Source organism: Neorhizobium tunisiense (genome assembly GCF_039631515.1).
In the GTDB taxonomy this organism is placed as follows: domain Bacteria; phylum Pseudomonadota; class Alphaproteobacteria; order Rhizobiales; family Rhizobiaceae; genus Neorhizobium.
This window is the reverse complement of sequence record NZ_JBDIUU010000001.1, coordinates 1116895-1140412: the sequence shown is the minus strand read 5'-3', so window position 1 is coordinate 1140412 and position 23518 is coordinate 1116895. Positions and strand designations below refer to the sequence as shown.

Annotated in this window: 32 protein-coding genes; 23 read left to right on the top strand and 9 right to left on the bottom strand. The window is 63.3% G+C overall.

The window, feature by feature from the left end; all coding sequences use genetic code 11:
- Window positions 1-44 precede the first annotated feature (44 nt).
- Window positions 45-908, bottom strand: coding sequence for a VOC family protein (locus ABCW43_RS06030; protein ID WP_345922541.1), 864 nt, complete (start codon window positions 906-908; stop codon window positions 45-47).
- Window positions 909-1104: 196 nt separating this feature from the next.
- Between ABCW43_RS06030 and ABCW43_RS06025 the strand changes: the two genes are divergently transcribed.
- From ABCW43_RS06025 to trhA, 3 genes are all read left to right on the top strand, one after another.
- Window positions 1105-1515 carry a universal stress protein gene (locus tag ABCW43_RS06025; RefSeq protein ID WP_345922540.1) on the top strand — a complete coding sequence of 137 codons (411 nt, stop codon included), beginning with the start codon at window positions 1105-1107 and terminating at the stop codon, window positions 1513-1515.
- Between the two features lie 14 nt (window positions 1516-1529).
- On the top strand, window positions 1530-1862 hold the full coding sequence (locus ABCW43_RS06020; protein WP_345922539.1) for a TraR/DksA family transcriptional regulator: 333 nt from the start codon (window positions 1530-1532) through the stop codon (window positions 1860-1862).
- A gap of 86 nt (window positions 1863-1948) precedes the next feature.
- Window positions 1949-2614: a PAQR family membrane homeostasis protein TrhA gene (gene trhA, locus ABCW43_RS06015; protein ID WP_345922538.1), complete on the top strand. Its 666-nt coding sequence runs from the start codon at window positions 1949-1951 to the stop codon at window positions 2612-2614.
- Window positions 2615-2624: 10 nt separating this feature from the next.
- Here trhA and ABCW43_RS06010 read toward each other — a convergent pair whose 3' ends face one another.
- Entirely contained in the window at window positions 2625-3101 is a 477-nt protein-coding gene (locus ABCW43_RS06010; protein ID WP_345922537.1) for a hypothetical protein, read from the bottom strand.
- A 120-nt stretch (window positions 3102-3221) separates the two neighbouring features.
- On the opposite strand from ABCW43_RS06010, the gene ABCW43_RS06005 reads away from it, so the two are divergent.
- The 3 genes from ABCW43_RS06005 to ABCW43_RS05995 are packed head-to-tail and all read left to right on the top strand — an operon-like array spanning window position 3222 to window position 4336.
- Window positions 3222-3725: a GNAT family N-acetyltransferase gene (locus ABCW43_RS06005; RefSeq protein WP_345922536.1), complete on the top strand. Its 504-nt coding sequence runs from the start codon at window positions 3222-3224 to the stop codon at window positions 3723-3725.
- Between the two features lie 51 nt (window positions 3726-3776).
- A complete protein-coding gene (locus tag ABCW43_RS06000) occupies window positions 3777-4040 on the top strand; it encodes a type II toxin-antitoxin system ParD family antitoxin (protein WP_345922535.1) in 264 nt (87 codons plus the stop codon).
- The gene (locus tag ABCW43_RS05995) at window positions 4037-4336 is read left to right on the top strand and encodes a type II toxin-antitoxin system RelE/ParE family toxin (RefSeq protein WP_345922534.1); all 300 of its coding nucleotides are present in this window, start codon (window positions 4037-4039) and stop codon (window positions 4334-4336) included. Before ABCW43_RS06000 ends, ABCW43_RS05995 begins: the two co-directional genes overlap by 4 nt.
- Window positions 4337-4339: 3 nt before the next feature.
- Here the strand turns inward: ABCW43_RS05995 and ABCW43_RS05990 are convergent, their stop codons facing one another.
- Window positions 4340-4972, bottom strand: coding sequence for a LysE family translocator (locus ABCW43_RS05990; RefSeq protein WP_345922533.1), 633 nt, complete (start codon window positions 4970-4972; stop codon window positions 4340-4342).
- A gap of 242 nt (window positions 4973-5214) precedes the next feature.
- Between ABCW43_RS05990 and ABCW43_RS05985 the strand changes: the two genes are divergently transcribed.
- Entirely contained in the window at window positions 5215-6099 is an 885-nt protein-coding gene (locus ABCW43_RS05985; protein WP_445738897.1) for a DMT family transporter, read from the top strand.
- Window positions 6100-6110: 11 nt separating this feature from the next.
- Here ABCW43_RS05985 and ABCW43_RS05980 read toward each other — a convergent pair whose 3' ends face one another.
- Window positions 6111-6656: a MarR family winged helix-turn-helix transcriptional regulator gene (locus ABCW43_RS05980; protein ID WP_345922531.1), complete on the bottom strand. Its 546-nt coding sequence runs from the start codon at window positions 6654-6656 to the stop codon at window positions 6111-6113.
- Between the two features lie 91 nt (window positions 6657-6747).
- Here ABCW43_RS05980 and ABCW43_RS05975 point away from each other — a divergent pair, with 91 nt between their 5' ends.
- Entirely contained in the window at window positions 6748-7710 is a 963-nt protein-coding gene (locus ABCW43_RS05975; protein WP_345922530.1) for a DMT family transporter, read from the top strand.
- A gap of 55 nt (window positions 7711-7765) precedes the next feature.
- On the opposite strand, the gene ABCW43_RS05970 is transcribed toward ABCW43_RS05975, so the two are convergent.
- Window positions 7766-8332 carry a TetR/AcrR family transcriptional regulator gene (locus tag ABCW43_RS05970; RefSeq protein WP_345922529.1) on the bottom strand — a complete coding sequence of 189 codons (567 nt, stop codon included), beginning with the start codon at window positions 8330-8332 and terminating at the stop codon, window positions 7766-7768.
- Window positions 8333-8428: 96 nt separating this feature from the next.
- On the opposite strand from ABCW43_RS05970, the gene ABCW43_RS05965 reads away from it, so the two are divergent.
- On the top strand, window positions 8429-9355 hold the full coding sequence (locus tag ABCW43_RS05965) for an SDR family oxidoreductase (protein ID WP_345922528.1): 927 nt from the start codon (window positions 8429-8431) through the stop codon (window positions 9353-9355).
- Here ABCW43_RS05965 and ABCW43_RS05960 read toward each other — a convergent pair whose 3' ends face one another.
- Window positions 9356-9982 (bottom strand): DUF1062 domain-containing protein, encoded by a 627-nt coding sequence (locus ABCW43_RS05960; RefSeq protein WP_345922527.1) that lies wholly within the window; start codon window positions 9980-9982, stop codon window positions 9356-9358.
- Between the two features lie 415 nt (window positions 9983-10397).
- Between ABCW43_RS05960 and ABCW43_RS05955 the strand changes: the two genes are divergently transcribed.
- A complete protein-coding gene (locus tag ABCW43_RS05955; protein WP_345922526.1) occupies window positions 10398-10805 on the top strand; it encodes a (R)-mandelonitrile lyase in 408 nt (135 codons plus the stop codon).
- A gap of 3 nt (window positions 10806-10808) precedes the next feature.
- Here the strand turns inward: ABCW43_RS05955 and ABCW43_RS05950 are convergent, their stop codons facing one another.
- Window positions 10809-11225 carry a GFA family protein gene (locus ABCW43_RS05950; RefSeq protein ID WP_345922525.1) on the bottom strand — a complete coding sequence of 139 codons (417 nt, stop codon included), beginning with the start codon at window positions 11223-11225 and terminating at the stop codon, window positions 10809-10811.
- Window positions 11226-11399: 174 nt separating this feature from the next.
- Here ABCW43_RS05950 and ABCW43_RS05945 point away from each other — a divergent pair, with 174 nt between their 5' ends.
- The 4 genes from ABCW43_RS05945 to ABCW43_RS05930 all read left to right on the top strand — a co-directional run bounded on the left by ABCW43_RS05945 (window position 11400) and on the right by ABCW43_RS05930 (window position 13581).
- On the top strand, window positions 11400-11768 hold the full coding sequence (locus ABCW43_RS05945; protein ID WP_345922524.1) for a winged helix-turn-helix transcriptional regulator: 369 nt from the start codon (window positions 11400-11402) through the stop codon (window positions 11766-11768).
- A 91-nt stretch (window positions 11769-11859) separates the two neighbouring features.
- A complete protein-coding gene (locus tag ABCW43_RS05940) occupies window positions 11860-12732 on the top strand; it encodes an aldose 1-epimerase family protein (protein ID WP_345922523.1) in 873 nt (290 codons plus the stop codon).
- A 17-nt stretch (window positions 12733-12749) separates the two neighbouring features.
- Window positions 12750-13157, top strand: a complete 408-nt coding sequence (locus ABCW43_RS05935) for a GFA family protein (protein ID WP_345922522.1) — start codon at window positions 12750-12752, stop codon at window positions 13155-13157.
- 37 nt (window positions 13158-13194) lie between these two features.
- On the top strand, window positions 13195-13581 hold the full coding sequence (locus tag ABCW43_RS05930; protein ID WP_345922521.1) for a VOC family protein: 387 nt from the start codon (window positions 13195-13197) through the stop codon (window positions 13579-13581).
- Between the two features lie 27 nt (window positions 13582-13608).
- Here the strand turns inward: ABCW43_RS05930 and ABCW43_RS05925 are convergent, their stop codons facing one another.
- Window positions 13609-14157 carry an RBBP9/YdeN family alpha/beta hydrolase gene (locus tag ABCW43_RS05925; protein ID WP_345922520.1) on the bottom strand — a complete coding sequence of 183 codons (549 nt, stop codon included), beginning with the start codon at window positions 14155-14157 and terminating at the stop codon, window positions 13609-13611.
- A 104-nt stretch (window positions 14158-14261) separates the two neighbouring features.
- Between ABCW43_RS05925 and ABCW43_RS05920 the strand changes: the two genes are divergently transcribed.
- Window positions 14262-14738, top strand: coding sequence for an Lrp/AsnC family transcriptional regulator (locus ABCW43_RS05920; RefSeq protein ID WP_345922519.1), 477 nt, complete (start codon window positions 14262-14264; stop codon window positions 14736-14738).
- A 147-nt stretch (window positions 14739-14885) separates the two neighbouring features.
- Here the strand turns inward: ABCW43_RS05920 and msrB are convergent, their stop codons facing one another.
- Entirely contained in the window at window positions 14886-15296 is a 411-nt protein-coding gene (gene msrB, locus ABCW43_RS05915) for a peptide-methionine (R)-S-oxide reductase MsrB (protein WP_345922518.1), read from the bottom strand.
- Window positions 15297-15524: 228 nt separating this feature from the next.
- Between msrB and ABCW43_RS05910 the strand changes: the two genes are divergently transcribed.
- The 8 genes from ABCW43_RS05910 (at window position 15525) to mnhG (ending at window position 23192) form a co-directional block, all read left to right on the top strand.
- Window positions 15525-16367, top strand: a complete 843-nt coding sequence (locus tag ABCW43_RS05910; protein ID WP_345922517.1) for an SDR family NAD(P)-dependent oxidoreductase — start codon at window positions 15525-15527, stop codon at window positions 16365-16367.
- 174 nt (window positions 16368-16541) lie between these two features.
- A complete protein-coding gene (locus ABCW43_RS05905) occupies window positions 16542-18887 on the top strand; it encodes a putative monovalent cation/H+ antiporter subunit A (protein WP_345922516.1) in 2346 nt (781 codons plus the stop codon).
- 289 nt (window positions 18888-19176) lie between these two features.
- The gene (locus ABCW43_RS05900) at window positions 19177-19614 is read left to right on the top strand and encodes a Na+/H+ antiporter subunit B (RefSeq protein ID WP_345922515.1); all 438 of its coding nucleotides are present in this window, start codon (window positions 19177-19179) and stop codon (window positions 19612-19614) included.
- Window positions 19614-19991: a Na+/H+ antiporter subunit C gene (locus tag ABCW43_RS05895; protein ID WP_345922514.1), complete on the top strand. Its 378-nt coding sequence runs from the start codon at window positions 19614-19616 to the stop codon at window positions 19989-19991. Before ABCW43_RS05900 ends, ABCW43_RS05895 begins: the two co-directional genes overlap by 1 nt.
- A 423-nt stretch (window positions 19992-20414) precedes the next feature.
- On the top strand, window positions 20415-21980 hold the full coding sequence (locus ABCW43_RS05890) for a Na+/H+ antiporter subunit D (protein ID WP_345922513.1): 1566 nt from the start codon (window positions 20415-20417) through the stop codon (window positions 21978-21980).
- Window positions 21977-22450 (top strand): Na+/H+ antiporter subunit E, encoded by a 474-nt coding sequence (locus ABCW43_RS05885; RefSeq protein ID WP_345922512.1) that lies wholly within the window; start codon window positions 21977-21979, stop codon window positions 22448-22450. The genes ABCW43_RS05890 and ABCW43_RS05885 overlap by 4 nt, the downstream gene beginning before the upstream one ends.
- On the top strand, window positions 22447-22851 hold the full coding sequence (locus ABCW43_RS05880; protein WP_345922511.1) for a cation:proton antiporter: 405 nt from the start codon (window positions 22447-22449) through the stop codon (window positions 22849-22851). The genes ABCW43_RS05885 and ABCW43_RS05880 overlap by 4 nt, the downstream gene beginning before the upstream one ends.
- Window positions 22848-23192 carry a monovalent cation/H(+) antiporter subunit G gene (gene mnhG / locus ABCW43_RS05875; RefSeq protein WP_345922510.1) on the top strand — a complete coding sequence of 115 codons (345 nt, stop codon included), beginning with the start codon at window positions 22848-22850 and terminating at the stop codon, window positions 23190-23192. The genes ABCW43_RS05880 and mnhG overlap by 4 nt, the downstream gene beginning before the upstream one ends.
- Window positions 23193-23518 lie beyond the last annotated feature (326 nt).

The window sequence follows — 23518 nt, the reverse complement described above, 5'->3', positions numbered from 1 at the left end:
GGTTCCGGAACGCCGCTTGCGCGCAAAAACGGGGCGTAGGGCGCTCAGGCGGCGAGCCTCAGGCCGATGCCCCACGGGTCTTTCAGCGACCAGCCCTCTGCGGTCTTGGTCGTGGCGATCTCCTGGGTGTCGAGTGCCGCCAGCGCCCTGTCGAGCGCCGCCTTGTCGTTGAACCGGACCGTGTAGTCCGAGAGCCCCGTCATATTGCCTTCGCGGGCCTGCGCGCCGCGGCTGTTCCAGATATTGGCGGCGATATGGTGGTGGTAGTCACCGGTCGCAAAGAAGCTGGCGCCGGGATACCGCGCCATGATCTTCAGGCCCAGCACGTCACGATAAAAGGCGTCGGCCTGTGGGATGTCGCCGACCTGCAGGTGGATGTGGCCGACGGCCGTGCCGGCCGCCATGCCGTCGAAAGCCTGCTTCGGCGCGCTGCTGTAGAGTTCCTGCAGGTTCAGGCGTTCGGTCGCCATGGCGACCGTGCCGTCCGGCTGGTAGGCCCATTCCTGCGGCGTGCGGTCGCGATAGACCTCGATGCCGTTGCCCTCGGGGTCGGAGAGATAGATCGCCTCGCTGACCAGGTGGTCGGACGCGCCGTCCAGCCTGATGTTGTTGTGAGCCGCATGCGCAAGCCAATGGGCAAGTTCCTGCCGGTTGGGGACCAGGAAGGCGGTGTGGAAAAGGCCGGCGGCATTGCGCGGCGCGCGGGTCACGTTGTTGCCGGTCGAAAGCGTCAGGAGCGGCAGTCCATCGACGCCCAGCACTTCGCCGCTCGGGCTCCTTTCGATAACCTTCAGGCCGATGATGTTCTGGTAGAAACCGGAAACCAGGGCGAGGTCGCTGACGACAAGATGTGCGCCGCGGACATGGGCGGGACGGGTCAGGGCAAAGGGCTGCGGTACATCGGACATATCAAATCCTTTCGGGCGTCGGGCGGCTGAAACGCCCTGTTGCAACCTATATGGCCCACAGTCATCGTTCACGATAGAGCGCAAAATGGCGATTGATCGTCTCCAAAATGTAAACGATCAAGAGGCGACTTGACCTTGATCAAGGCGGGTAGGAACAGCCGGAGCTACAATAGGCGAAAAACATGAAGGAGGTCGCATGTACAAGAAGATCATCGTCGCAGTGGATGTCTCCGCCCTCGAAAAAGGCGAGCGCATCCTGCTCACCGCATCGAGCCTGCTTGACAAGGACGGCACGATCCTGATCGTCAACGTGGTCGAGGACATGCCCGCTTATCTCGTCTCAGACCTGACCGTCGATCTGATCGTCGCAGCCCGTCAGGATGCCGAACGGCAGCTCGTCGAGCTTCGCCAGAAGGCCGGCATCGAGGCCGATATCGAGATTCGCCAGGGCTCGCCGGCGCGCGAAATCCTGGCAGCCTCGGAAGAACAGGGCGCCGATCTCATCATCGTCGCCTCGCATATCCCCGACCTGTCGAATTATCTGATCGGCGCCACCGCCGACCGCGTCGTGCGCCACGCCACGTGCTCGGTCCTGATCGACCGCTGAGAAGGAACGGATCCATGGATACGGCAAGATATGACAGTATTCTGAGGGCGAGAAAGGCGGAGCTGGAAAGCCGCCTGAGCCGCATCGAAGAGGATTTCGTCACGCCACGCAATCCTGACGACGACGACCGCGCCGTCGAACGCAACAATGACGAGGTGCTGGAAGAACTCGGCGAAACCGGCGAACGGGAGCTTGCGGCGATCGATGCGGCACTTCACCGCATCGCCGCCGGCACGTTCGGCATCTGCGCCAGATGCGGCCAGCCGATCGCTGAAAAGCGCCTGGATACCGTGCCGCACACCCCGCTTTGCCAGACCTGCGCCGGCGAGGTGTCGGACGAAGTTTAACGCGGGAAACGGAATGTGAATCCTCCCTCTCTTGCCTTCCGCCACGGTCGTGCTCATTCTTAAGGGCGAGGCAGGCGGAAGGTGGGATGAACGAGTTTTTCAATTTCGGGCGTAAATACGATTTCCACGAGATCGTCGCGGATGGCATCATCCACGGCATCGGCATCGTGTTTGCGTTGGTCGGCGCCACTGCCCTGATCTTCTACGCGACCGTCTGGTCGAGCCATGGCGAGATCGCCGCCGCCTGGATCTACGGTCTCGGCCTGATCATCTGTCTGTCGATCTCGTTCACCTACAATATCTGGCCTCACTCGCGCGCAAAATGGGTGCTGCGGCGGCTCGACCATTCGGCGATCTTCATCCTGATAGCGGCGACCTATACGCCCTTCCTGCAGCGCGGCGCGCAGGACCCGTGGATATTCGCCATGCTCCTGGCGATCTGGGCGACCGCCATCTTCGGCATCACGCTGAAATGCCTGTTTCCCGGCCGCTTCGACAAGCTGACCATCCTGCTTTACCTCGCCATGGGCTGGAGCGGCGTGATGGTCGCCGGGACGATCTCGCAATATCTGCCCGCCGTCACCATCTGGCTGATCGTCATCGGCGGCTTCATCTATTCGCTTGGCGTGATCTTCCACGTCTGGGAGCGGCTGCGTTTCCAGAACGCCATCTGGCACGGTTTCGTGGTCGCCGCCGCCGCCGTCCATTACGGCGCGGTCATGACCTGCTTCAGCCTCTCCGGCGGTTTTTGATCGTCACCGGTTATCTGGCGCAGCCGACCGGCTTCAGGCTTGCGGCCATCCGCTTGACGATCGCGTCATAGGCCTTGAGGTCCCGGCTGCGGTATTCAAGCATCACGAAGGCCGCCGCCTCGTTGCAGAGCTGCACGCCGCGCACATAGAGAATGCGGCCATCTTTGGCGCCCGAATAGCTCGCCCAATCCGCTTCTACCCGTGAATAGGAAATCTGCCAGCCGTCGTCCATCGCCTGCACGATGCGGTTCGACGCTTCGCCTTCGAAGGCGGTGTCGATAAGGTTGGTGCCGAAGACGAGGATGCGGTCGCCATTGGCACCGGTGAATGTCCGCCCGTCGTCATTGGCCGGCGCCCGTCCCATCTTGAAGCCGGGCGGCACCTCGACGCGATAACCGAAGCGGGCATTGCTGTAGCTCTGCCATTCGGCGGCGGACACTGCGGGCACGGCGATCAGCCATGCCATAACCATCAGCAAATACCGCATTCCGCCCCTCCCGCATTCGCCCCGGTGAGGTTATCAGAAGAGACGCATGCCAACAATCTGGACTCGCCGCTCGTTCGTCTGTTATAGTGGACAAAAGAACATCATGATGGACATCACAACATGACCGAACCCCTTATCCGCGACGCCACCGAAGCCGATCTCCCTGTCATCATGGAGATCTACAACGACGCGGTCGCCAACACGACGGCGATCTGGAACGAGGTTCTGGTCGATCTCCAGAACCGCAAGGAATGGTTCGCCGCCCGCAGGTCGCGCGGCTTTCCGGTTCTGGTAGCGGATGTCGGCGGCAGGGTCGCCGGTTACGCCTCATACGGCGACTGGCGCGCCTTCGATGGTTTCCGCCACACGGTCGAGCACTCCGTCTACGTCCACCGCGATTTCCGCGGCGGCGGCATCGGCAGGCTACTGATGCAGGAGCTGATAACCCGCGCCGCCGAAAACGGCATCCACGTCATGGTCGCCTGCATCGAAGCCGGAAACACCGCCTCGATCGGCCTCCACGAAAAACTCGGCTTCCGCACCGCCGGCACGTTTTCCGAAGTCGGCACGAAGTTCGGCCGCTGGCTGGATCTGACCTGCATGGAGCTGAAGGTTACGGGGTGACGTTGATAACGGCTATCGAACTTGGTATTCTCTCGCCAAAGGAATAGTGCCATGGCCAGCGATGATAATCTCGGAAGACATTTGGAAGACTATGTCGACGAGCTGGTGAATGCCGGACGTTACGATTCGCGCGACGACGTTCTGCGGGAAGGCCTCCGGCTGCTGCAGATCAAGGAGCGGCGACGCGTGGAACTTGAGGATGCGTTGGCACGCGGGCTGGCGGATTCTGAAGCTGGGAGAGGAACGCCTGCCGAAGAGGTTCTGGCCGATTTCGAGGCGCGTTATGCGGCCGGGATGAAAGACCGCACTGCGTGATCGTCATCTTCACGCCCGAAGCGCGTGGCGACCTCAACCGGATATGGGCCTATATCGAGCAAAGCAATCCCCGACGCGCCATCAGTTTCGTACGTGAAATCGTCGGACGAAGTATGGCCCTATCAGACATGCCTTTACGATACCCGCTCATGCCGGGGCATGAACCAAGCGGCATCCGTCGAATACCTCACGGCAACTATCTGATCTTTTACCGGATCGTGAACGAGCGGATTTACATCCTGCACATTCTCAACGGCGCTCAGGACTACGAAGCCATCCTCTTCCCCGACGAATGATCCTCAGCTCCGCTGCAGCGCCAAGTGCGCCCCCAGCCCGACCAGCAGCGCGCCACCGGCCCTCTGCATCAGCCGCTGCGCCCCGCTCGAACGCTTCAGCCGGGTAATCACCGCGCCGGCGAGGAAGACGCAGACGATATCGGCCGACGAGAACATCAGGTTGACGATCGTCCCGAGGATGACGAACTGCAGCCAGATGGGGAAGGCGGCCGAGGCGTCGATGAACTGCGGCAGGAAGGCGAGGAAGAAGATCGCCGTTTTCGGGTTCAGCACTTCCACCGTGATGCTTTCGAAAAACGCCCGCCGGCCGGATTTCTGGGCAATCTCCGGAAGCTCGAGATCGCCGGCCGCCTTGGCGCGAAACAGCGAGATGCCGAGCCAGACGAGATAGGCCGCCCCTGCAAGCTTCACGACCAAGTAGAGCATCGGCACCGCATGGAACAGCACCGAAAGCCCGGCCGCTGCGGCAAACACATGCGCATAACCACCGATATGGATGCCGAGCGAGGCCATCAGGCCCGACCACCGCCCACGCGCCAGCGTCTGGGCCGCGGCATAGAGCATGGCCGGGCCGGGAATATAGGCGAACACTGCCGTGGTTGCGAGGAAGGCGAGAAACAGCTCGGTCGAAGGCATATCTTGTTCCTTGAGTGAAGCCGGTATCATTGCCGCAGGCGGCCCCCGGCTGCAAGTCGCTCGGCACGGTCTTTCGAGCCAGGCATCTTCATCGCCATGGATGGTTCGGACGGCCGCCGGCCGATCCCCGAAAGTTTCGAAACAGTTCGGTCCGCATCGAAGCATTCGTCCGCCGCGTTCACCTAGAACATCCGCATCGAAACGCGAACAGCCGGGCCGACCTCATGCCGAACACACCGAATATGACGAAGGAACTCGCGCTGCTCCTGGCGCTCTCGACGCTCTGGGGCGCCTCCTATACCTTCATCAAGATCGGCGTCGAGACCATTCCGCCGGTCACGCTGATCGCGCTGCGCACACTCATTGCCGGAACGGTGCTGCTTGCCATCATCCGCTGGCGTGGCCTGAAGCTGCCGCGCGATAGGGGTACATGGGCACGTTTCCTGTTCCAGGCCTGCCTCAACAGCGCCATTCCCTTCACGCTGATCGCCTGGGCGGAACAATCGACCGATGCCGGGCTTGCCGCGATCCTCAATTCCACCACGCCGATCTTCGCCTTCCTGATCACCGCGTTGATCACCCGCCACGAGCCGGTGACGGCGCGAAAACTGTTCGGCGTCGGCGCAGGGCTCGTGGGCATCTGCCTCGTCATCGGCGTGCAGGCGCTGTCGGGCCTCGGCGAGGGGCTCGTGCCACAGCTGGCGATCGTATTGGCGACGGTGTGTTATGCCGGTGCTGCGATCTTCGGCAGGAATTTCAAGGGTCTCGACCCCATCATGCCGGCGGCGGGCTCGCTCGTCTGCGGCGCAGCCGTGCTGATCCCGGCGAGCCTGATCGTCGATGAGCCGTGGACGCTCGCGCCTTCGCTGGCGTCGATCCTCGCGCTCGCCGCCCTTTCGGTCTTCTCCACGGCGCTCGCCTTCGTCATCTATTTCCGGCTGATGCTGACCCTCGGCTCGGTCGGCGCGACGTCACAGGCCTATCTGCGCGTGCCGGTCGGGGTGGCGATCGGCGTCGTTTTCCTTGGCGAAAGCCTGAATTCGAGCGCATGGGTCGGCCTCGTCTGTGTCGTCGCGGGAGTTGCCGCCATGACCCTGCCGGCGCGGCGAAAGCTCGCGGCGGCGTGATATGGTGGCCGTCAATCCTGCGTTGGCTCGCCGGGCGTCCGGCGGGATAGATGAGCCTCGACGGCGAGGTTCAGTTCCCGAAGCAGGCCGGCAAGCTGCGCCTTCTTTTCCGGATCGAAGCCCGCGATGGCTTCCGCCTCGCTCGCCATGTCCTGCCGGAACGCAGCCTCCGCCCGCTTGGCGCCTTCGTCCGTCAATTGCACCGCCAGGCTGCGGCCGTCATTGTCGGAAGGCACGCGCTTGATCAGGCCGGCCTTTTCCAGCCGGCCCAGCCGGTGGGTGAGGCTGCCGGAGGCGATCATCAGCGACCGGTAGAGCTCCGTCGGGGTCAGCCGATGGGGCGGCCCGGAGCGCAGAAGGGTCGCGACAACGTCGAATTCCCCGCGGTCGAGCTGGAAGGATGCGAATGTCGCCTCGATCGACGGCGTCACCAGCCGCGACACGCGGTAGATGCGGCCGAGAATCTCCATCGGCCCCGTATCGAGATCCGGCAATTGTTTGGCCCACTGGCCCCGCGCCCGGTCGATGTGATCTTGCGTTTTTCGCATCTGCGCCATTCTGATTCTTCGTTTCGATAAACTATCTTGACATGAAGATAAATCGGGAGCAAATATCTTCACATGAAGATAAATAGGTGAGGAACCGACCATGCCTTCGATCACTGCAAGAAAGCCATTTGAAGTCCCGCTGATCGTGCAGATGCTTGCCTGTTCCTTCCTGTGGGGAGGGGCCTTCATTCTCTTAAAGGTGGCGGGCACGGCGCTGTCGCCGCTTGCCCTGACGGCGGTGAGAGGGCTGATGGGCGGCAGCCTGATCGCCGTCTGGATGATCGTCTCCGGCCACAACATTGTCCCGCGCGGCCGGGAGATGCGCGACTGGATCGTCCTCGGTTTCCTGCAGGGCGTCGTGCCGAATAGCCTGACCGCCTATGCGCTGACGGAAATTTCGGCGGGCCTGACATCGATGATCCAGGCCTCCACGCCGCTCGTCGTCGCGGTTCTGGCGCAGGCGCTGTTTGCGAGCGAACGACTGACGCCGAAAGTGGCGCTCGGCCTGGCAACCGGCTTCGGCGGCATGGTCCTGCTGATCGGCCCGGCAGCGCTTGGTGCCGACAACGTCAGCCTTCGCGGCGTCGGCGCCGTGGCCATCGTCGCGGTCAGCTATGCGCTCGGCAATCTTTATGTGCGCGGTATTCCAGGTGCTCAACCGGTCCGGCTGGCGCTGGGACAACAGCTGTTTTCCGGCCTGCCGACTTTCGCCGTGATGATCTATCTCGGCGGTTTTTCGGCCTTCTCCCCGGCGCTCGACAACCTGCCGCTGCTTCTCGTCCTCGGCGTGTTCGGAACGGCCCTGCCGATCGTTCTCTATATGAACATCCTCAAGAAAGCAGGTCCGACGATCGGCTCGATGAACGGCTATTTCCTGCCGCCCTGGACGATCGTCCTCGGTTTTGTCCTGCTGGGTGAACCCGTGAGCCTCAGAGAGATCATCGCCACCTCGATCGTGCTTGCCGGCGTCGCGATCGTGTCGCTGAAGACGGAAATTCTTGTCAGCGCCTGCGGCAGGCTTACCGCCGTCCTTCGCCCGCGGCGCAGCGGCAAGCTCGCCTGAGCCACTGAGCCTGAGCCCAGGAGTTTGACGAAAGGCCCGGCATCCCGGGCCTTTTTCATTGCCTTGGCAGCACTGCTGCGACAAACGCTTCCAGGCTCCTGCGCACGTGCGCATCGATCGGCCCCACGGGATTGAACCCCCACCAGAGGAGGCAACCCTGCCACTGCGAGGCCATCAGCAGCCCTATGTTGTCCGGCGTACCGGGCGTCGCTGCAAAACAGGCGGTGATCGCGGTGGAGATAACCTCGCCCCAGGCGCTGCCCCGGGCACGCAGGCGCGGATCGCGAAAATCCTCGCGCAGCATCAGCAGGCCTTCGGCATAAGCTTCGATGCCGCCATAGTCTCCCGAAAGCGCGACGAGAATGTCCACCGCACCTTGGGGCGTCTTCGGCGCGGCAGCGATCGCCGCTTCTGTCTTGGCATCGAGATCGTCCCAGGCAAACAGCAGGGCGGCGCGGGCGAGTTCCTCCTTGTTCCTGAAGCGCTGCACCAGCGTCGAGCCGGAAAGGCCGCAGGCGGCCGCAAGCGACGCGAAGGTCAGCGCCTCCGGGCCTTTTTCGTGCATCATCTTAAGCGCTGCCGCCAGTACGTCGCTGTCCGGCATGGTTTTCGGTCGCGCCATCTTGCCTCTCGAATTATAAACGAATAAACGTTTATATATTGCCTTTATTTGACGCGCCAGTTCTAACCATAAGGAACCGGAAGGGAAGGAGCAGTCATGTCGCACGTGTACAAAAAGCCGCTTGAGGGAAAAATCGCGCTGGTGGCAGGCGCCACGCGGGGTGCCGGGCGAGGCATCGCGACCGAACTCGGGGCGGCCGGCGCGACCGTTTATGTCACCGGACGGACGACTCGGGAAAAACAGTCGGAATACCTGCGGCCGGAGACGATCGAGGAGACTGCCGAGCTGGTAACGCAATCCGGCGGCACGGGGATTGCGGTCCCGCTCGATCACCTCGTCCCGGAGGATGTCGCAGCGCTCGTCGAGCGCATCCGCCGGGAGCAGGGCCGGCTCGACATCCTCGTCAACGACATCTGGGGTGGCGAGCTGCTCGCCGAATGGGACAAACCGGTCTGGGAGCACGACCTCGAAAAAGGTCTGCGTATGCTGCGTCTGGCGATCGACACGCATCTGATCACCGCCCACCATGCGCTAAAGCTGATGATCGAAAAGCCGGGCGGCCTGCTGGTCGAGGTCACCGACGGCACGGCCGAATACAACGCCGAACACTACCGCCTCTCGCCCTTCTACGATCTTTGCAAGACCGCGGTCACCCGGCTCGCCTGGGCGCATGGCAAGGATCTGGAAAAGGTGGGCAGCACGTCGGTTTCGATCACACCCGGCTGGCTGCGCTCGGAAATGATGCTCGATATCTATCAGGTGACCGAGGAGAACTGGCGGGATGCCCTCGTCGCCCAGCCGCATTTCTGCATTTCCGAAACGCCGCGCTTCATCGGCCGGGCGGTGGCGGCGCTTGCCGCCGATCCGGACCGGGCACGCTGGAACGGCCAGTCGCTGTCGAGCGGCGGCCTTGCCAAGATTTATGAGTTCGACGATGTCGACGGCTCGCGGCCGGATTGCTGGCGCTACCTGGAAGAGGTTCAGGAGCCCGGCAAGCCGGCCGACGCCACCGGCTATCGCTGATCAGCCGCCCATCGCCGCTCTTCCGATCGCCATTCGCTCGGCCTCGTCGCGCAGGTCGAGCGTGACCACGGTGCCGTCGCGGATGCCGCGTTTCAAGGCATCCTTCCGCTCCGGCGCGACCCGGATCTCGTGCCTGTCGAACAGCACGTGCAGCCGGCTGCGCGACAGCGGCAGTTCCGCCGAAAGCAGCCGGTCGAGCCGCAGGCCGGTCGGGTAGGGCAGGGCGAGCGTGATCGCGATTCGCCGCCAATCGGCATCGTGGCGCAGCACCGTCCTGCACATGTCGATGTCGTCGCTTTCCTCGATGCGTCCGGCCTTGGCCTTCAGCGCCTGAGTGTCGAATTCGATGCGGGCCACGAAGTCCGGCGTGCTCGCCTGCATCGCGTCGAGCATGGCAGGATCGATCGCCCGGAGGGCCTGCCGCTCGAAGATCGGCCGGTTCCAGGTGCCGTCGCAGGCGATGCATCTGTAGATGAGCCAGGCATCGAGCCGCTTGCCGTTGGCGTTGAGGCGGATGCGGCCGCTGGAGCGGAAGGGTTTCGGGCCGCCGCAGGTGCTGCAGGCAAGGATCGGCCGGGGTGGGGTTTTAGGGGTTGCAGTCCATTCGAGATGGAGGATGTCGCACATGCCGTCTTGATCTTCCGGTCAGGAAGTTCATGCGGGAAACGGCACTCAAGAAGCCCTCTTGGGGGCGCACGCGGTGTGGCGAAGGTCCGGACTGTGGGAAGGGAGCGTCGGAGGCAGGGCAGCATGAGGCCGCACTGGCACGATCAATGCCAAACCGGTCTCAAGCCGCCACCCCGATGAACAGTGTTCCCACGCGGACAAGCGTCATCGCTCGTCCAGCATGGGAGGGTGAACCTGTCGAGACCGGGGATTACTTAGGCAAACTGAACCTCAAAGGCCGACGCTCTTCGACAGAAAGGGATAATCATGCCAAAATCGAAGTCAAGATTTTTTGGACGTCGCGCCCGTCTGTTCTGATCTATATGCCGTTCTGACCTATATGAAGCGAAACCAGTCGAACAGCGAGGATCGAACCATGGACATCAAGCGCAGCGGGTCGCGGCCTTCGCAGGCTCCGCCACAATATTTCACCGGCACCGTCCGGTTGGATCCGATCGTCGAGGCGCCGGAGCCGGCCCGGGTCCGCGCCCTATCCGTCACCTTCGAACCGGGCGCACGCACCGATTGGCACACCCATCCGCTCGGCCAGACGCTGATCGTCACGGCCGGCGCCGGCCTTGCGCAGGTCTGGGGCGAGAAGGTCCGGGTCATCCGACCCGGCGACGTGATCTGGTTCCCGCCCGGCGAAAAACACTGGCACGGCGCATCCCCGACCACCGCCATGACCCATATCGCCATCCAGGAAGCGCTGAACGGCAGCACGGCGGAGTGGCTGGGCGCGGTGACGGAGGATGAATATGCAGGCGAGGTCGCCGAAGACTGAGCTCTATTCGACGAGCCGGATCTTGGCGTCCGGCTCGTACCAGCCATGGCGGCGGCGCGACCAGAAGATCGCCGCCGGCGGTGCAAAATCCGGCTCGCCGAAACAGCCGACCGAGACGACGATCCCATTGTCCAGCACCTCCGCTTCCATATAGACCAGCGTACCGCAATTCGGGCAGAAGACCTGGTCCATCCACCGTCCCTCGTCGGTCATCCGCCGGAACCGCCGCCGCTCGCCCTCGTCAGCCACGATCGCCTGTTTGCGGTAACGGGCCCGATAGGAAAACGCCGAGCCGGTGGCCTTCTGGCATTCCAGGCAGGCACAGGCATAGACCCGCTCCGGCGCACCGGCGAGGGTAAGCCGGAAGTTGCCGCAGGAACAGGCGGCGGTGCGGGTGACGGGGGCTTCGGCGCCTGTCATGACCTCACCATGAACTGCGCCAGCATCGTCATCCGGCCCGCACCGAAAAATCCTATTGTGGTCATCGAATTGAACTCCGATATGTGAGATGCCATTTGATACCGCCGCGGATTGGTGCGGGTAAATTACGCACCTTCGGGTAAGCGGTTACTCTACGGTTAGGGGAGAACGGGAATGAAACGCCTGCCGGACGACGATTGCGGTTTTGCGAGCGCGCTCAATGTGATCGGGGGAAAATGGAAGACCGATATCCTCTGGGAGATCAACGTCGAGCCCCGCCGCTTCGGCGAGCTGAAGCGCATCCTTTCAGGGATCAGCGAGAAGATGCTCGCCCAGCAGCTTCGTGAAATGGAGGCGGACGACCTCATCCGCCGCGAGGTATTTCCGGGCAAGGTGCAGCGGGTCGAATATTCCGCCACCGATTTCGGCCGCAGCCTCAACCATGCCGTGACGGTGATGGCGGACTGGGGCAAGGCTTATGAAATCCGCATGGCGGAAAAGGCCGAACAGGAGCACCGGCCAGCCCTGGCGATGCGGGCCTGAGGCCCGAAAACGTGTCGCGCGTCATTGAACGGAAACGCCTGGCGCGCAAAGATGCGGGCATGATTCCGAGCCGCAACGACAAGGAGCCGCCATGTCAGACGTCACCCGCATTTCCAACCAATATCTGACGGCCGATATCTCCTCGCTCGGTTCCGAGATGCAGGCGCTGGCCGCAGCCGACGGCCGCTCCTTCCTGTGGAACGGCGACGCCGCCTTCTGGAATGGCCGGTCCCCGGTTCTGTTTCCGATGGTCGGCAAGGCACCGGAAAACCGGATCAGTGTCGATGGCAAGTCTTACGAGATGGGCCAGCACGGCTTTGCCCGCCGCAGCGAATTTACGCTCGCCGCGTCGAGCGGGACCATGTGCCGCTACGAGCTCGCCGCCTCGGATGCGACGCGCGCCGTCTATCCGTTCGAATTCCTGCTGGCGGTCGAGCACTCGCTCGACGGCCGGACGCTGACGGTCGCGGCCGAAGTCGAAAACCGCGATCGGAAATCGATGCCCTTCGGCCTCGGCTTCCACCCGGCCTTCGTCTGGCCGATCCCGGGCGCGGCTGCCACCGCAGCCCACATCATCACGCTGGCCAACGGCGCCGAACCGCCTCTGACCCGGCTCGAAGGCGGTCTGGTCAAGCCGGAAAAGCTTGCCTCTCCCTTCAAGGCTGGCAGCCTGACGCTCGACCATGCGATGTTCGAAGCGGATGCCATGATCTTCCCGGAAGGGGCGGGCGAGGGGCTGACCTATGCCGCCGACGGCGGCCCCGCCCTGAAATTTTCCTTCGAGAACCTGCCGAACCTGGCGCTCTGGCAGAAATCCGGCGCCCCCTTCATCTGCATCGAACCCTGGCACGGCACGGCCGTCGAACTCGGCGGCTCGGACGATATCGCTAGGCGGCCCTACGGCGTGGTTCTTGCGCCGGGCGAGAAGGCCCGCTTCGCCTTCACGGTGGAATTGCCGGCGTAACGAACCGAGGTGCCCCCATGTCGTCCCGCATAGCCACCTGTTCCTGCGGCCAGTTGTCGATCGAGGTCCAGGGGGAGCCGCTCGGCGTCGGCGTCTGCCATTGTTTCGCCTGCCAGCGCCGTACCGGCAGCGTCTTTGCGGCACTTGCGGGTTTTGCTCCGGACTACAAGGTCTTCGGCAAGGCCACCGAATATGTCCGCACCGGAGACCAGGGCGCCAGGTTCAGGTTCCGCTTCTGCCCCGTCTGCGGCACCAATCTTTATCATACGGAAGAGGGCGCCGAGCAGCATCTGGTGGCGGTCGCGGTCGGCGCCTTCGCCGATCCGGGCTTCCCGGCGCCGCAGGATTCGGTCTATGATTGCCGCCGGCATTCCTGGGTGCAGCTGCCGCCCGGGATCATCGTCTACGACAAGGATCCGACCTGATGTCAGGCGGTCCCGCGAGAGCTGATTGGGGGAGGCCATGGCCGCGTCGCTTCGCATAAACCACCTGTCCATCATGGTCCGGGACCTCACCCGCAGCGCCGACTTCTATCAGAAGGTCCTGCGCCTGCCGGAAATCGAGTGCAAGGCCCGCAAGCCCAACATCCGCTGGTTCGGCATCGGCGACGACCAGTCGATCCACCTGATCGAAGGTGATTTCGGCCAAACCTACGTCACCATGTCGACCCATCTCTGCATCGCCGTCACCGACCTCGACGGGACGGTCGCCCACATCGCCGCAACCGGCACCAGATATGGGGACCTGGCGAGAAACGAGGGCAGGATCTACACGCGTGCCGATGGGGTGCGGTCCGTCTATCTGCAGGACCCCGACGGCTACTGGCTCGAGATCAGCGAGGATTATTGAGACGGCGAGACAAAGGGATTCGACGTCTCAGGCGTTTTCACCCCGGATCCGGTTTTCGAAGGCCTTCAGAAGTGCGCGGCCTTCCGGCCAGCCGCCTAAGCCGCTTTGACCGTTGATATGGCCCGCCGCGCCGATCACGACCAACTCGCTGCCCCATTGCTCCGCTCTCGTTTCGACGTATGACATGGAACCGTAGGGATCATTGGTGCTGGCGACGATCAACGAAGGGAAGCCGAACCGCTCCTGCGGAACCATTCCGAAACTTGCGGCCTGAGCCGGAAATGCCGGGGACGAAGGGTCGGGAACGGCTACGAGAAATGCGCCTCCGATCGGCAGGGAAGTCACCGCGTTCCAATGGGCGACGAGCAGGCAGGCAAGGCTATGGGCCACGAGAATGGGCGGCGTTTCCGCCTCGCGCACACTCTGCTCCAGCGCCGCGATCCAATCGGCCAGATCGGGTAGGTCCCAGCTGCCGGGAGAGAAACGGCGGATGGCTGGATCGGCCTCCTCCCAACGGCTTTGCCAGTGAGTGTCTCCCGAGTTGCCGATACCGGGTAGATGAATGAAATCGGTCATGCCTTATCCCTTCGTTGACGTCGACCGACCATTGCGATTTACAATCACGAATGGAATTGGCATTCATCGGAAAGAGAAGGCAAATTCCGATAGATTGAAGGCCGATGGCAAAGAACCCCGATTTTTATCCCAATCTGGATCCGACCGACATTGCCATAATCGAGATTCTCCAGGACGACGGCCGCATCAGCGTTTCCGAACTGGGCAGGAAGGTCGGGCTATCCCAGCCCGCAACGTCCGAACGGCTGAAACGGCTCGAGGACCGTGGCATCATCAAGGCCTATCAAGCCGTCGTTGATCCGGCTTCCGTTGGCCTTGGCATGATGGCGATCATCCGGCTGCGCACGACGCACGAGCACATAAAGGCCTGCCTGAAGCTGTTTGCGGAGATGCCGCAGGTCATCGAGGCGCTGAGACTGACCGGAGAAGACTGCTTTCATCTGAAGGTTATCGTGCCCTCGCCAGCCCATCTGGAGGGCATCGTCGATGCGATCGCTCGCTACGGTTCCGTCACGACGGCAATTGTCTTGCGCAGCGAACAGCCAAAACGCATCGGGCGTGAACTGCTCGGGAAGAGTTAGCTGGCAAAGCCGCGACTTTCGCGACGCCGCCCGATCATCGAAGAACCGGCAACGTTCGTCGCATAACTCGCTCGCAAGATCATGCGGCCGAACTGCTGCGACAGGACCGTCTACATTTTCAGCGGAGAGCTGCCCGGCCGCTCGCCTTTATTTCATCGCCTCGAAATCCATCGCATGGCCGTTGATGCAGTAGCGAAGGCCGGTCGGGGGCGGGCCATCGGGAAAAACGTGGCCGAGATGGCCGCCGCAATTGGTGCAGCGGACTTCGGTGCGCACCATGCCGTGCGACGTGTCGCGGATTTCGGTGATCGCCTCCGGCTTCACCGCCTCGAAATAGCTCGGCCAGCCGCAGCCGGAATCGAACTTGGTGTCGGAGACGAACAGCGGCTCGTGGCAGGCGGCGCAGCTGTAGAGCCCCTTTTCGTGGCTGTTCCAGAAGGGGCCGGTAAAAGCGCGTTCGGTGCCGGCCTGCCGCAGGATGCGGTACTGTTCGGGCGTCAAGAGCTCGCGCCATTCCGCATCGGTCTTCTGGACTTTCGGGGTGATGACATCGGACATCGCAAGGTTCCTTTCGTTTTCCCCATAGATAGGGATGGAGGCGGCGGAGGAAAAGTCTGCAATGATGTGCAGACGCCATCATGTCTGCTTCCGGCCGGAACCGGCAGATCACGGAGATTGTATTTGACGGCTGGCTGGGGTTTCATGCGGCAGGCATCCGCTTTCCGCCCCGCGGCGAGATTCCGATGTCTTCGCCTACAACAGCCGTCATATGGGAGGCCGGCCTGCATGAAAGATGTCGTCGCGTTGGTTACGGGTGCAAGCCGCGGCGTCGGCCGCGGGATTGCGCTGGCGCTGCTCGCCGAAGGAGCCACGGTCCACGTGACCGGCAGGACCCGTTCGGAGGCTCAGGCGAGCCCGGCAGGCAAACGTGCAGGATCGCTGGAAGGGCTTTCACTCGAGGCTGCGGCATTGCCGGGACGAGTCGTCGTCCATCATTGCGACCATGGTAACGATGCCGCGACCGAACGGGTGGCCGAGGAGATCAGAGCCGGCAACCGGCTGGACATTCTGGTGAACAATGCCTGGCCCGGTTATGAAAACATGGTCGAAGACGGCGATTTCACTTGGCCGCGTCCCTTCTGGGAGCAGCCCGTCTGGCGGTGGGACGCAATGATGGGGACAGCTTTGAAGGCGGCTTTCATGATGTCGCGCGCGGTGGCTCCGATGATGATCTCGGCGCAGCGCGGCCTGATCGTCAATATTTCATTCTGGGCGGCTCAATTCCACGACGGCAACGCGATTTATGGCATGGCCAAGGCCGCTGCCGACAAGATGGCCGCAGACTTTGCCCATGAACTGCGTCCGCACAAGGTTGCCGCCGTCGCGCTTTACCCCGGCCTGGTGCGCACCGAAGCCGTCATGCAGAACGCCGAATATTTCGACCTGTCCAACTCCGAGTCCCCGAGGTTCATCGGCCGCGTCATTGCCGGACTTTGGCGGGATCGTGCGCTGATGTCGAAATCCGGGCGTGTCCTGGTCGCGGCGGAACTCGGCCGGGAATACGATATTGCCGACGTTGACGGTTCCAGACCTGTTCCACTCAGCCCCGCTGACTTTGTGAAAGGCTGAATTCCGGTTTGCCTTTTCAACAAAACAATGCCGGCACGGTCCGCCCAATTCCCCAAAACTCGCCTTTCTGTGTGTTTCGTCCGGTTCCGCTTGAGGCGGGGACATGTTTCCCATAGAAAATCACCTGCCTCCGAACGGTCGGGCGGTGTGGGGCTTCTGAAGCGTGGAGATGACATGGCTGCCAATGCGCCGGCGTTGACGTTCTTTGCACTCTTCCTTCCCTTCGTCGCTTCCGTTCTGGCGCCCTTCCTCACCCGTCGTCTGGGCGACAGGGCAGCCTGGGTTCTGGCGCTGGCCCCGGCGCTCGCGTTTGCGCATTTCTGCACCTTGCTGCCCGAAATCGCCGCCGGCGAAGTGGTGACCGGGGGATATGCCTGGGCGCCGAGCTTCAACCTCTCCTTCTCCTGGTTCCTCGATGGCCTGTCGCTCACCTTCGCGCTTCTGATCACCGGCATCGGCACCCTGATCGTCCTCTATTCCGGCGGCTACATGAAGGGTCATGAGGGGCAGGGCCGCTTCATGGCCTTCATCCTCGCCTTCATGGGCGCGATGCTTGGCCTCGTCGTCTCCGACAGCTTTCTGATGCTGTTCGTCTATTGGGAACTGACCTCGATCACCTCCTTCCTGCTGATCGGCTTCGATCACGAGCGGGAGGCGGCAAGGCGTGCGGCACTTCAGGCGCTGGTGGTCACCGGCGGCGGCGGGCTCTGCCTGCTCGCCGGCCTGGTCTTCCTCTGGAACATCACCGGCGTCACCCAGCTTTCGCTGCTCGTGCATCTGGGCGACGGGCTGCGCCAGAGCCCGTTCTATCTCGCGACCCTGCTGCTGGTGCTCGCCGGCGCCTTCACCAAGTCGGCGCAGTTTCCGTTCCATTTCTGGCTGCCTAACGCCATGGAAGCACCGACGCCGGTCTCGGCCTACCTGCATTCCGCGACCATGGTAAAGGCCGGCGTCTACCTGCTGATGCGGCTGAACCCGGTCATGGGGGACACGCCCGCCTGGGTGATCCTGCTGCCCTTCTTCGGCGGTATCACGCTGATTGCCGGCACGTTTCTCGCCGTCCGCCAGACGGACTTGAAGCTGATGCTCGCCTATACGACCATGGCTTCGCTCGGTCTCCTCACCATGCTGACCGGTTTCGGTTCGGCCCATGCGGTCGAGGCGGCGGTGCTGTATCTCGTCGCCCATTCGCTGTTCAAGGGCGCGCTGTTCATGGTCGCCGGCACGGTGGATCACGAGGCGGGCACCCGGGATGTCACCGAGCTCGGCGGTCTGCGTGCCGCCATGCCGGTCACCTTCGGCGCCGCCTTGCTGGCGGCGCTCTCCATGGGCGGCCTGCCGCTGTTTTTCGGTTTCCTCGCCAAGGAGGAGATCTATGCGGCGCTCGCCGCCGGCAATCCGCGCGCCGTGTTCTTCACCGGCCTTGCCGTAATCGGCAATGCGCTGATGTTCGCGATCGGCTTTGCCGTGGCGCTGAAACCCTTCCTCGGTCCTCATGTCGAGACACCCAAACACGCTCATGAGGGACCGGTCACGCTCTGGCTGGGCCCGGCGGTCCTCTCGGTGTTCGGCTTGGCTGCAGCGGTTTTCTCCGGCACCGCGCACCGCTACGTCTCCTCGCCGATGGCAAGCGCGATCATCGACGAGAAGACCGTCATCGACATTTCGACCGTGCCGCATCTCGGCGTGCCGCTGCTTCTGTCGGTCATCACCGTAATACTCGGGGCGCTCGCCTTCTGGCGGCTGACGGACCTGCGGGCCTTCATGGTGCGGGCGGTGGAAAGTCTCGGCCCCGGTCCGGACCGCGGTTTCGATCGTTTTGTCTCCGGCATGGTGCGGCTTTCGGGCGTCGTCACCCGTCTCGTCCAGCCGGGACGGCTGGAAATCTACATCACCGCAACCTTCCTCCTGCTGGCGGCGACGCTGCTCGTCCCGCCCTTCGTGTTCGGCGAGTTGCCCGGCATGCCCGCCTGGCCGGAAGACCTGCTGGTCCAGGAAGCGGCGTTCTTCCTGATCGCGGTGATCGGCCTTATTGGCGTGCTGCGCGCAAAAGACCGGCTGACGGCGATCGTTTCGCTCGGCATCCAGGGTTTTGCCGTCGCCGTCATTTTCCTGCTGTTCGGTGCGCCGGACCTGTCGTTCACCCAGTTCATGGTCGAGACCCTGTCGGTCGTCATCCTGGCGCTGGTGATGACACGGCTGCGGCTCTCGCCCCGAGATCACCGGCCTCTTGGACAAACGCTCTTCGACGGGGCGATCGCGGTCGCCTGCGGCCTCGGCTTCACGCTGCTGCTTTTGAAATCGACCGAGGCGCCGTTCGATACCCTGCTCACCGGTTTCTTCAACACCTATTCCAAGACCGTCGCCCACGGCGCCAACGTCGTCAACGTCATCATCGTCGACTTCCGCGGCACGGATACATTGGGCGAGATCGCGGTGGTGATGGTGACCGGCCTGGCCGTCCTGGCGCTGATCCGGGTGAGGGCGGGTAAACGCGCCGGATCGGAGGAGGGGCGATGAGGTTCGTTATCGTGGCGCACCCCCCTCTGCCCTGCTGGTTTTCCTGGGGCGAGCCACTCGTCTCGACCCGCTCTTCGAGCCCCCCACAGGGGAGAGCTATCGTATATGGGATGCGAGGCGGTGCGGCTCCCCTAGCCCTCCCCCTTGTGGGGAGGGTGGCCGGCAGGCGGGAGGGGTTTTATTCACAGCGAAGACCCCTCGCCAACCCTTCCCCACCAGGGGGAGGGGCTCCACTCGGCAGGCCCCTTGGAATGTCCGCCCTCGCGTGCCGCTCCATGGAGGTGTCCCCATGAACACGCTCATCCTGCGCACCGTCGCCCCCTCTCTCACCGCGTTGATGCTGCTGTTTTCCGTCTTCGTCCTGCTGCGCGGCCATAACGAGCCCGGCGGCGGGTTCATCGGCGGATTGATCGCGGCCTCGGCGCTGGCGATCTACGGCATCGCCTTCGGTGTGCCTTCGGTACGCCGCGCGATCCGCTTTCACCCGATGGCGATCGCCGGTTTCGGCCTGCTGCTCGCCACCCTCTCCGGCCTGCTCTCCATTTTCCTCGGCGTGCCGTTCATGACCGGGCTCTGGGTTTATCCCGTCATTTTCGAGGTCGAGCTGCCGCTCTCGACCGTGATGTCCTTCGATATCGGCGTCTACCTGGTGGTGGTCGGGGCGATCACCTCGATCGCACTTGCGCTCGAACAGGAGCCGGGCTCCGACGCGGAGGGGGAGGACTGATGGAAGCGCTGTTTTCGATCCTCATCGGCCTGTTCTTTGCGGGCGCCATCTATCTCATCCTGTCGAAATCCACCGTGCGCATCCTGCTCGGCGTGGTGCTGCTCGGCAATGCGGTCAACCTGCTGCTCTTCACCGCCGGCAGGCTGACGCGCGAAGTGCCGCCGATCATCCCGGCCGGCATGGACACGCTGTCGCCGGGCGCCGCCAATCCCTTGCCGCAGGCGCTGATCCTGACGGCGATCGTCATCTCGTTTTCCTTCTTCGCCTTCCTCCTGGTGCTGACTTACCGCGCCTACCAGGAGCTCGGCACCGACGATACCGACGAGATGCGGCTCGCCGAACCGCGGAACGAGCAACTTCCGCCCCTGGGGTATTGAGGGCATGATGTTGAGTTTTCCGCCTGATACTTGTTGTCACGCTATCGGTTATGGAGGTCCCATTGGCTCTCTCGCCCGCGGCACCCCCCTCTGCCCTGCCGGGCATCTCCCCCTCGAGGAGGGAGATCGAATCGTGGCGGGCTTGCTGCTCCCTATCTCTCCGCTTTCTGTTGAGCGATATGGGACGCGAGGCGGTGCGGCACCCTTAACCCTCCCCCTCGTGGGGAGGGTGGCCGGCACGCGGGAGGGGTTTTATTCACAGCGAAGACCCCTCCCCAACCCCTCCCCACAAGGGGGAGGGGCTTCACGCACCGCCTCGCATCCCAAATGGCATCGCCCTGCGCTCGCGGGGGACTCCAAGAGCGGACTGGGGCGAATGGCTCGACTTGGTAAAACTGACACGCCACCGGGAGGCGTCCACTGATGGCCTCTCCCTCCGTCGACCTCTCCACAGCCCTGATCCTCGCCGCCCCGGCGCTCTCCGACTGGCTGGTCGTTCTCCCCGTCGCCCTGATGATCGGCCTCGGCGCGGTGCTGATGATGGTGCGCAAGTCCGTGCGCCTGCATGGCGGCATCGCGATTGCCGGGTTGGCGCTGCTCGTCCTCCTGGATGCCGCTCTGCTCTGGCGCGTCTCGGTCCACGGCCCGGTCACCATGGTCATGGGCCGCTGGCTGCCGCCCTTCGGCATCGCTTTTACCGCCGACCTTTTCGGCGCGGTCATGGCGCTTGCGGCGGCCATCGTCGCCCTTGCCGCCGGCATATTCGCGCTCGCCGATATCGACGCGAGCGGCCGGCGCTACGGCTTCTACCCGTTCCTGATGCTGCTGATGGCAGGCGTCTCGGGCGCGTTCCTGACCGGCGACATCTTCAACCTCTATGTCTGGTTCGAGGTCCTGCTGATCTCGTCCTTCGGCCTCCTGATCCTCGGTTCCGAGCCGGAGCAGATCGACGGCGCGCTGAAATACGCGGTCCTCAACCTGATCGGCACGACGCTGTTCCTGATCGCGGTCGGTTACCTCTATGCGATCTTCGGCACGCTCAACATGGCCGATATCGCCCGCAAGGCGGCAGGCCTGCGCGAGACCGCGCCGCTGACGACGCTGACGGCGCTGTTCATCCTGGCGTTTGCGATGAAGGCCGCCGCCTTTCCGGTGAATTTCTGGCTGCCGGCCTCCTATCACACGCCGCGCGTCACCGTATCGGCGCTGTTCGGCGGGCTGCTCACCAAGGTCGGCATCTATTCGCTGATCCGCGTCGCCATCATGCTCTTTCCCGTCGAGCGCGAGGCGTTGAGCCTGATCGTCGCCATATCGGCGGCGCTCACCATGCTGGTCGGCGCGCTCGGTGCGCTGGCGCAGAACGATATCCGCAGGCTCGTCGGCTACGTGGTCATCGCCGGCATCGGCAACATGATGGCGGGCGTCGCGATAGGCACGCCGGCGGCCGTCAGCGGCGCGATCCTCTATGCGCTGCATTCGGTGGTGACCATGACCGCGCTCTATCTGGTGGCGGGCGAAACAGGCCGGCTCGGCGGTACCTGGACGCTCTCCGGCCTCGGCGGGCTTTACCGCAAGGCGCCGTGGTTTTCGGGCGCCGCCTTCCTGCTGTTCCTGGCCGCCTCCGGCCTGCCGCCGCTGTCGGGCCTGTGGCCCAAGGTGGCGCTCCTGAAAGCTTCGCTCGATATCGGCGCCTGGTGGCTGGCCGCCGCGATCCTCGTCTCCGCCTTCCTGGTCACGCTGGCGCTCGCCCGCGTCTTCCTGCTTGCCTTTTGGCGGCCGCAGCCCGAACCTGTTCCCGAGGCCGCCGCTCCGGCCGGCTTGACCGTCGATTGGCGCATTGCCCTGCCGCTCGGCTGCCTGACGGCTCTCGTCGTTCTTTTCGGCCTGCTGCCGGAACCGCTGCTCGGTCTGGCCCAGACGGCGGCGGAGGGGCTCGGCGAACCGGGGGCCTATATCCAGTCGGTCTTCCCGGGAGGGGCAGCGCGATGATCACCTATATCCTGTCACTGGTCTTTGCCGTCGTCTGGGTTGCGGTCACCGGCAGCGCGACGCTGCACAACCTGATCTTCGGGTTTGCGCTGTCGACGTTGGTGCTCTGGATCGTCCGCGACGAGATGGGTGCCCGCGGCTACTGGCGGCGGCTCGGCCGCATCCTGTCGCTGCTCGCCCTGTTCCTGGAGGAACTGGCGCTGTCGGCCTGGAAGGTGGCGGTACTGGTCATCAGCCCCCGCATGGACCTGAAGCCCGGCATCTTCGCCTTCCCGCTGACCGTCACCCGCGATTTCGAGATCACGCTGCTTGCCAATCTCATCACGCTGACGCCCGGCACGCTGTCGGTCGACGTCTCCGAGGACCGCAAGACGCTGTTCGTCCACGCGATCGATTGTTCCGATATCGAAGCCACCAAACGGGATATCGCCAATGGCTTCGAGCGCAAGATCATGGAGGCGTTCCGATGACGACGGCCGAAATGATCATCTCCTACGCGGTCTGGCTGGCGCTCGTGGTGCTCTGCGTCTCCTTCCTGCTCACCGTCTGGCGGGTGATCAAGGGACCGACGCTTCCCGACCGGGTCGTGGCGCTCGACATGCTGACCGGCATCGTCATCGGCTTCATCGCGCTGATCGCCATCCGCACCGGCTTCACGCTCTATATCGATATCGCCATCTCGCTCGGCCTCGTCGGCTTCCTCGCGACCGTCGCCTTTGCGCGGTTCATCCTGTCGCGCGGCAACAGGGAGGCGCCGAAGGGAGACATGATGAAGACGTTGACGGCGTCGGTGCCCGAACCGCGGCGCAAATCCGCGGCAAGGCGCCCATCCGGCACCGGGCCGGCCGTCCGGCGGAAGGCGAAGAAATGATGGACATTCTACTGGCCGCGATAACCGCTGTTCTGGTCCTTGGCGGCGCCGGATTCGCGCTGGTGGCGGCGATCGGCCTCAATCGTTTGCCGGACCTCTATACCCGCATGCACGCGGCGTCCAAGGCCGGCACGGTCGGTTCGGGCCTGCTGCTGCTGGCAGTCGGCGTTCATGCGGGCGACCTGCCGACTTTTGCAAGGGCGCTTGCAGGCTTCTTCTTCTTTGTTTTAACGGCGCCGGTTTCGGCGCATCTGCTCGCTATGGCGGCGCACAAGGTTGGCTATCCACTTTACGCTGAGTCCGTCCGGGATGAAATGAAGGATTATGATAAGCGAATATAATCCTTTCTGAGCCGAGTTATAACACTGTGACGATTGAGCAAATGCCCATCTATTCGTCAGTAAAGCTGCTGTAGGGGCGATATAAGCGGCAGAAAGGCTGGTAACCAGCGAAATTCGCACTTGGAGATGAAGCGAAGCAGTGGTACTTCATTACAAGTAGAGTGCAGATGTTGTTCTAGATTAGGCGTTCCCTCGGCAATTCGGTACAGTCGGCAAGTTCTTCGAGTGGAAGAACGATAAACGCCGTTCACCCACGCGGGCAGGTTTTAATCGAACGCAACATTCGGCGTGAACCGTTTTCTTTTCCGCATGAAGCTTAGGGGTAG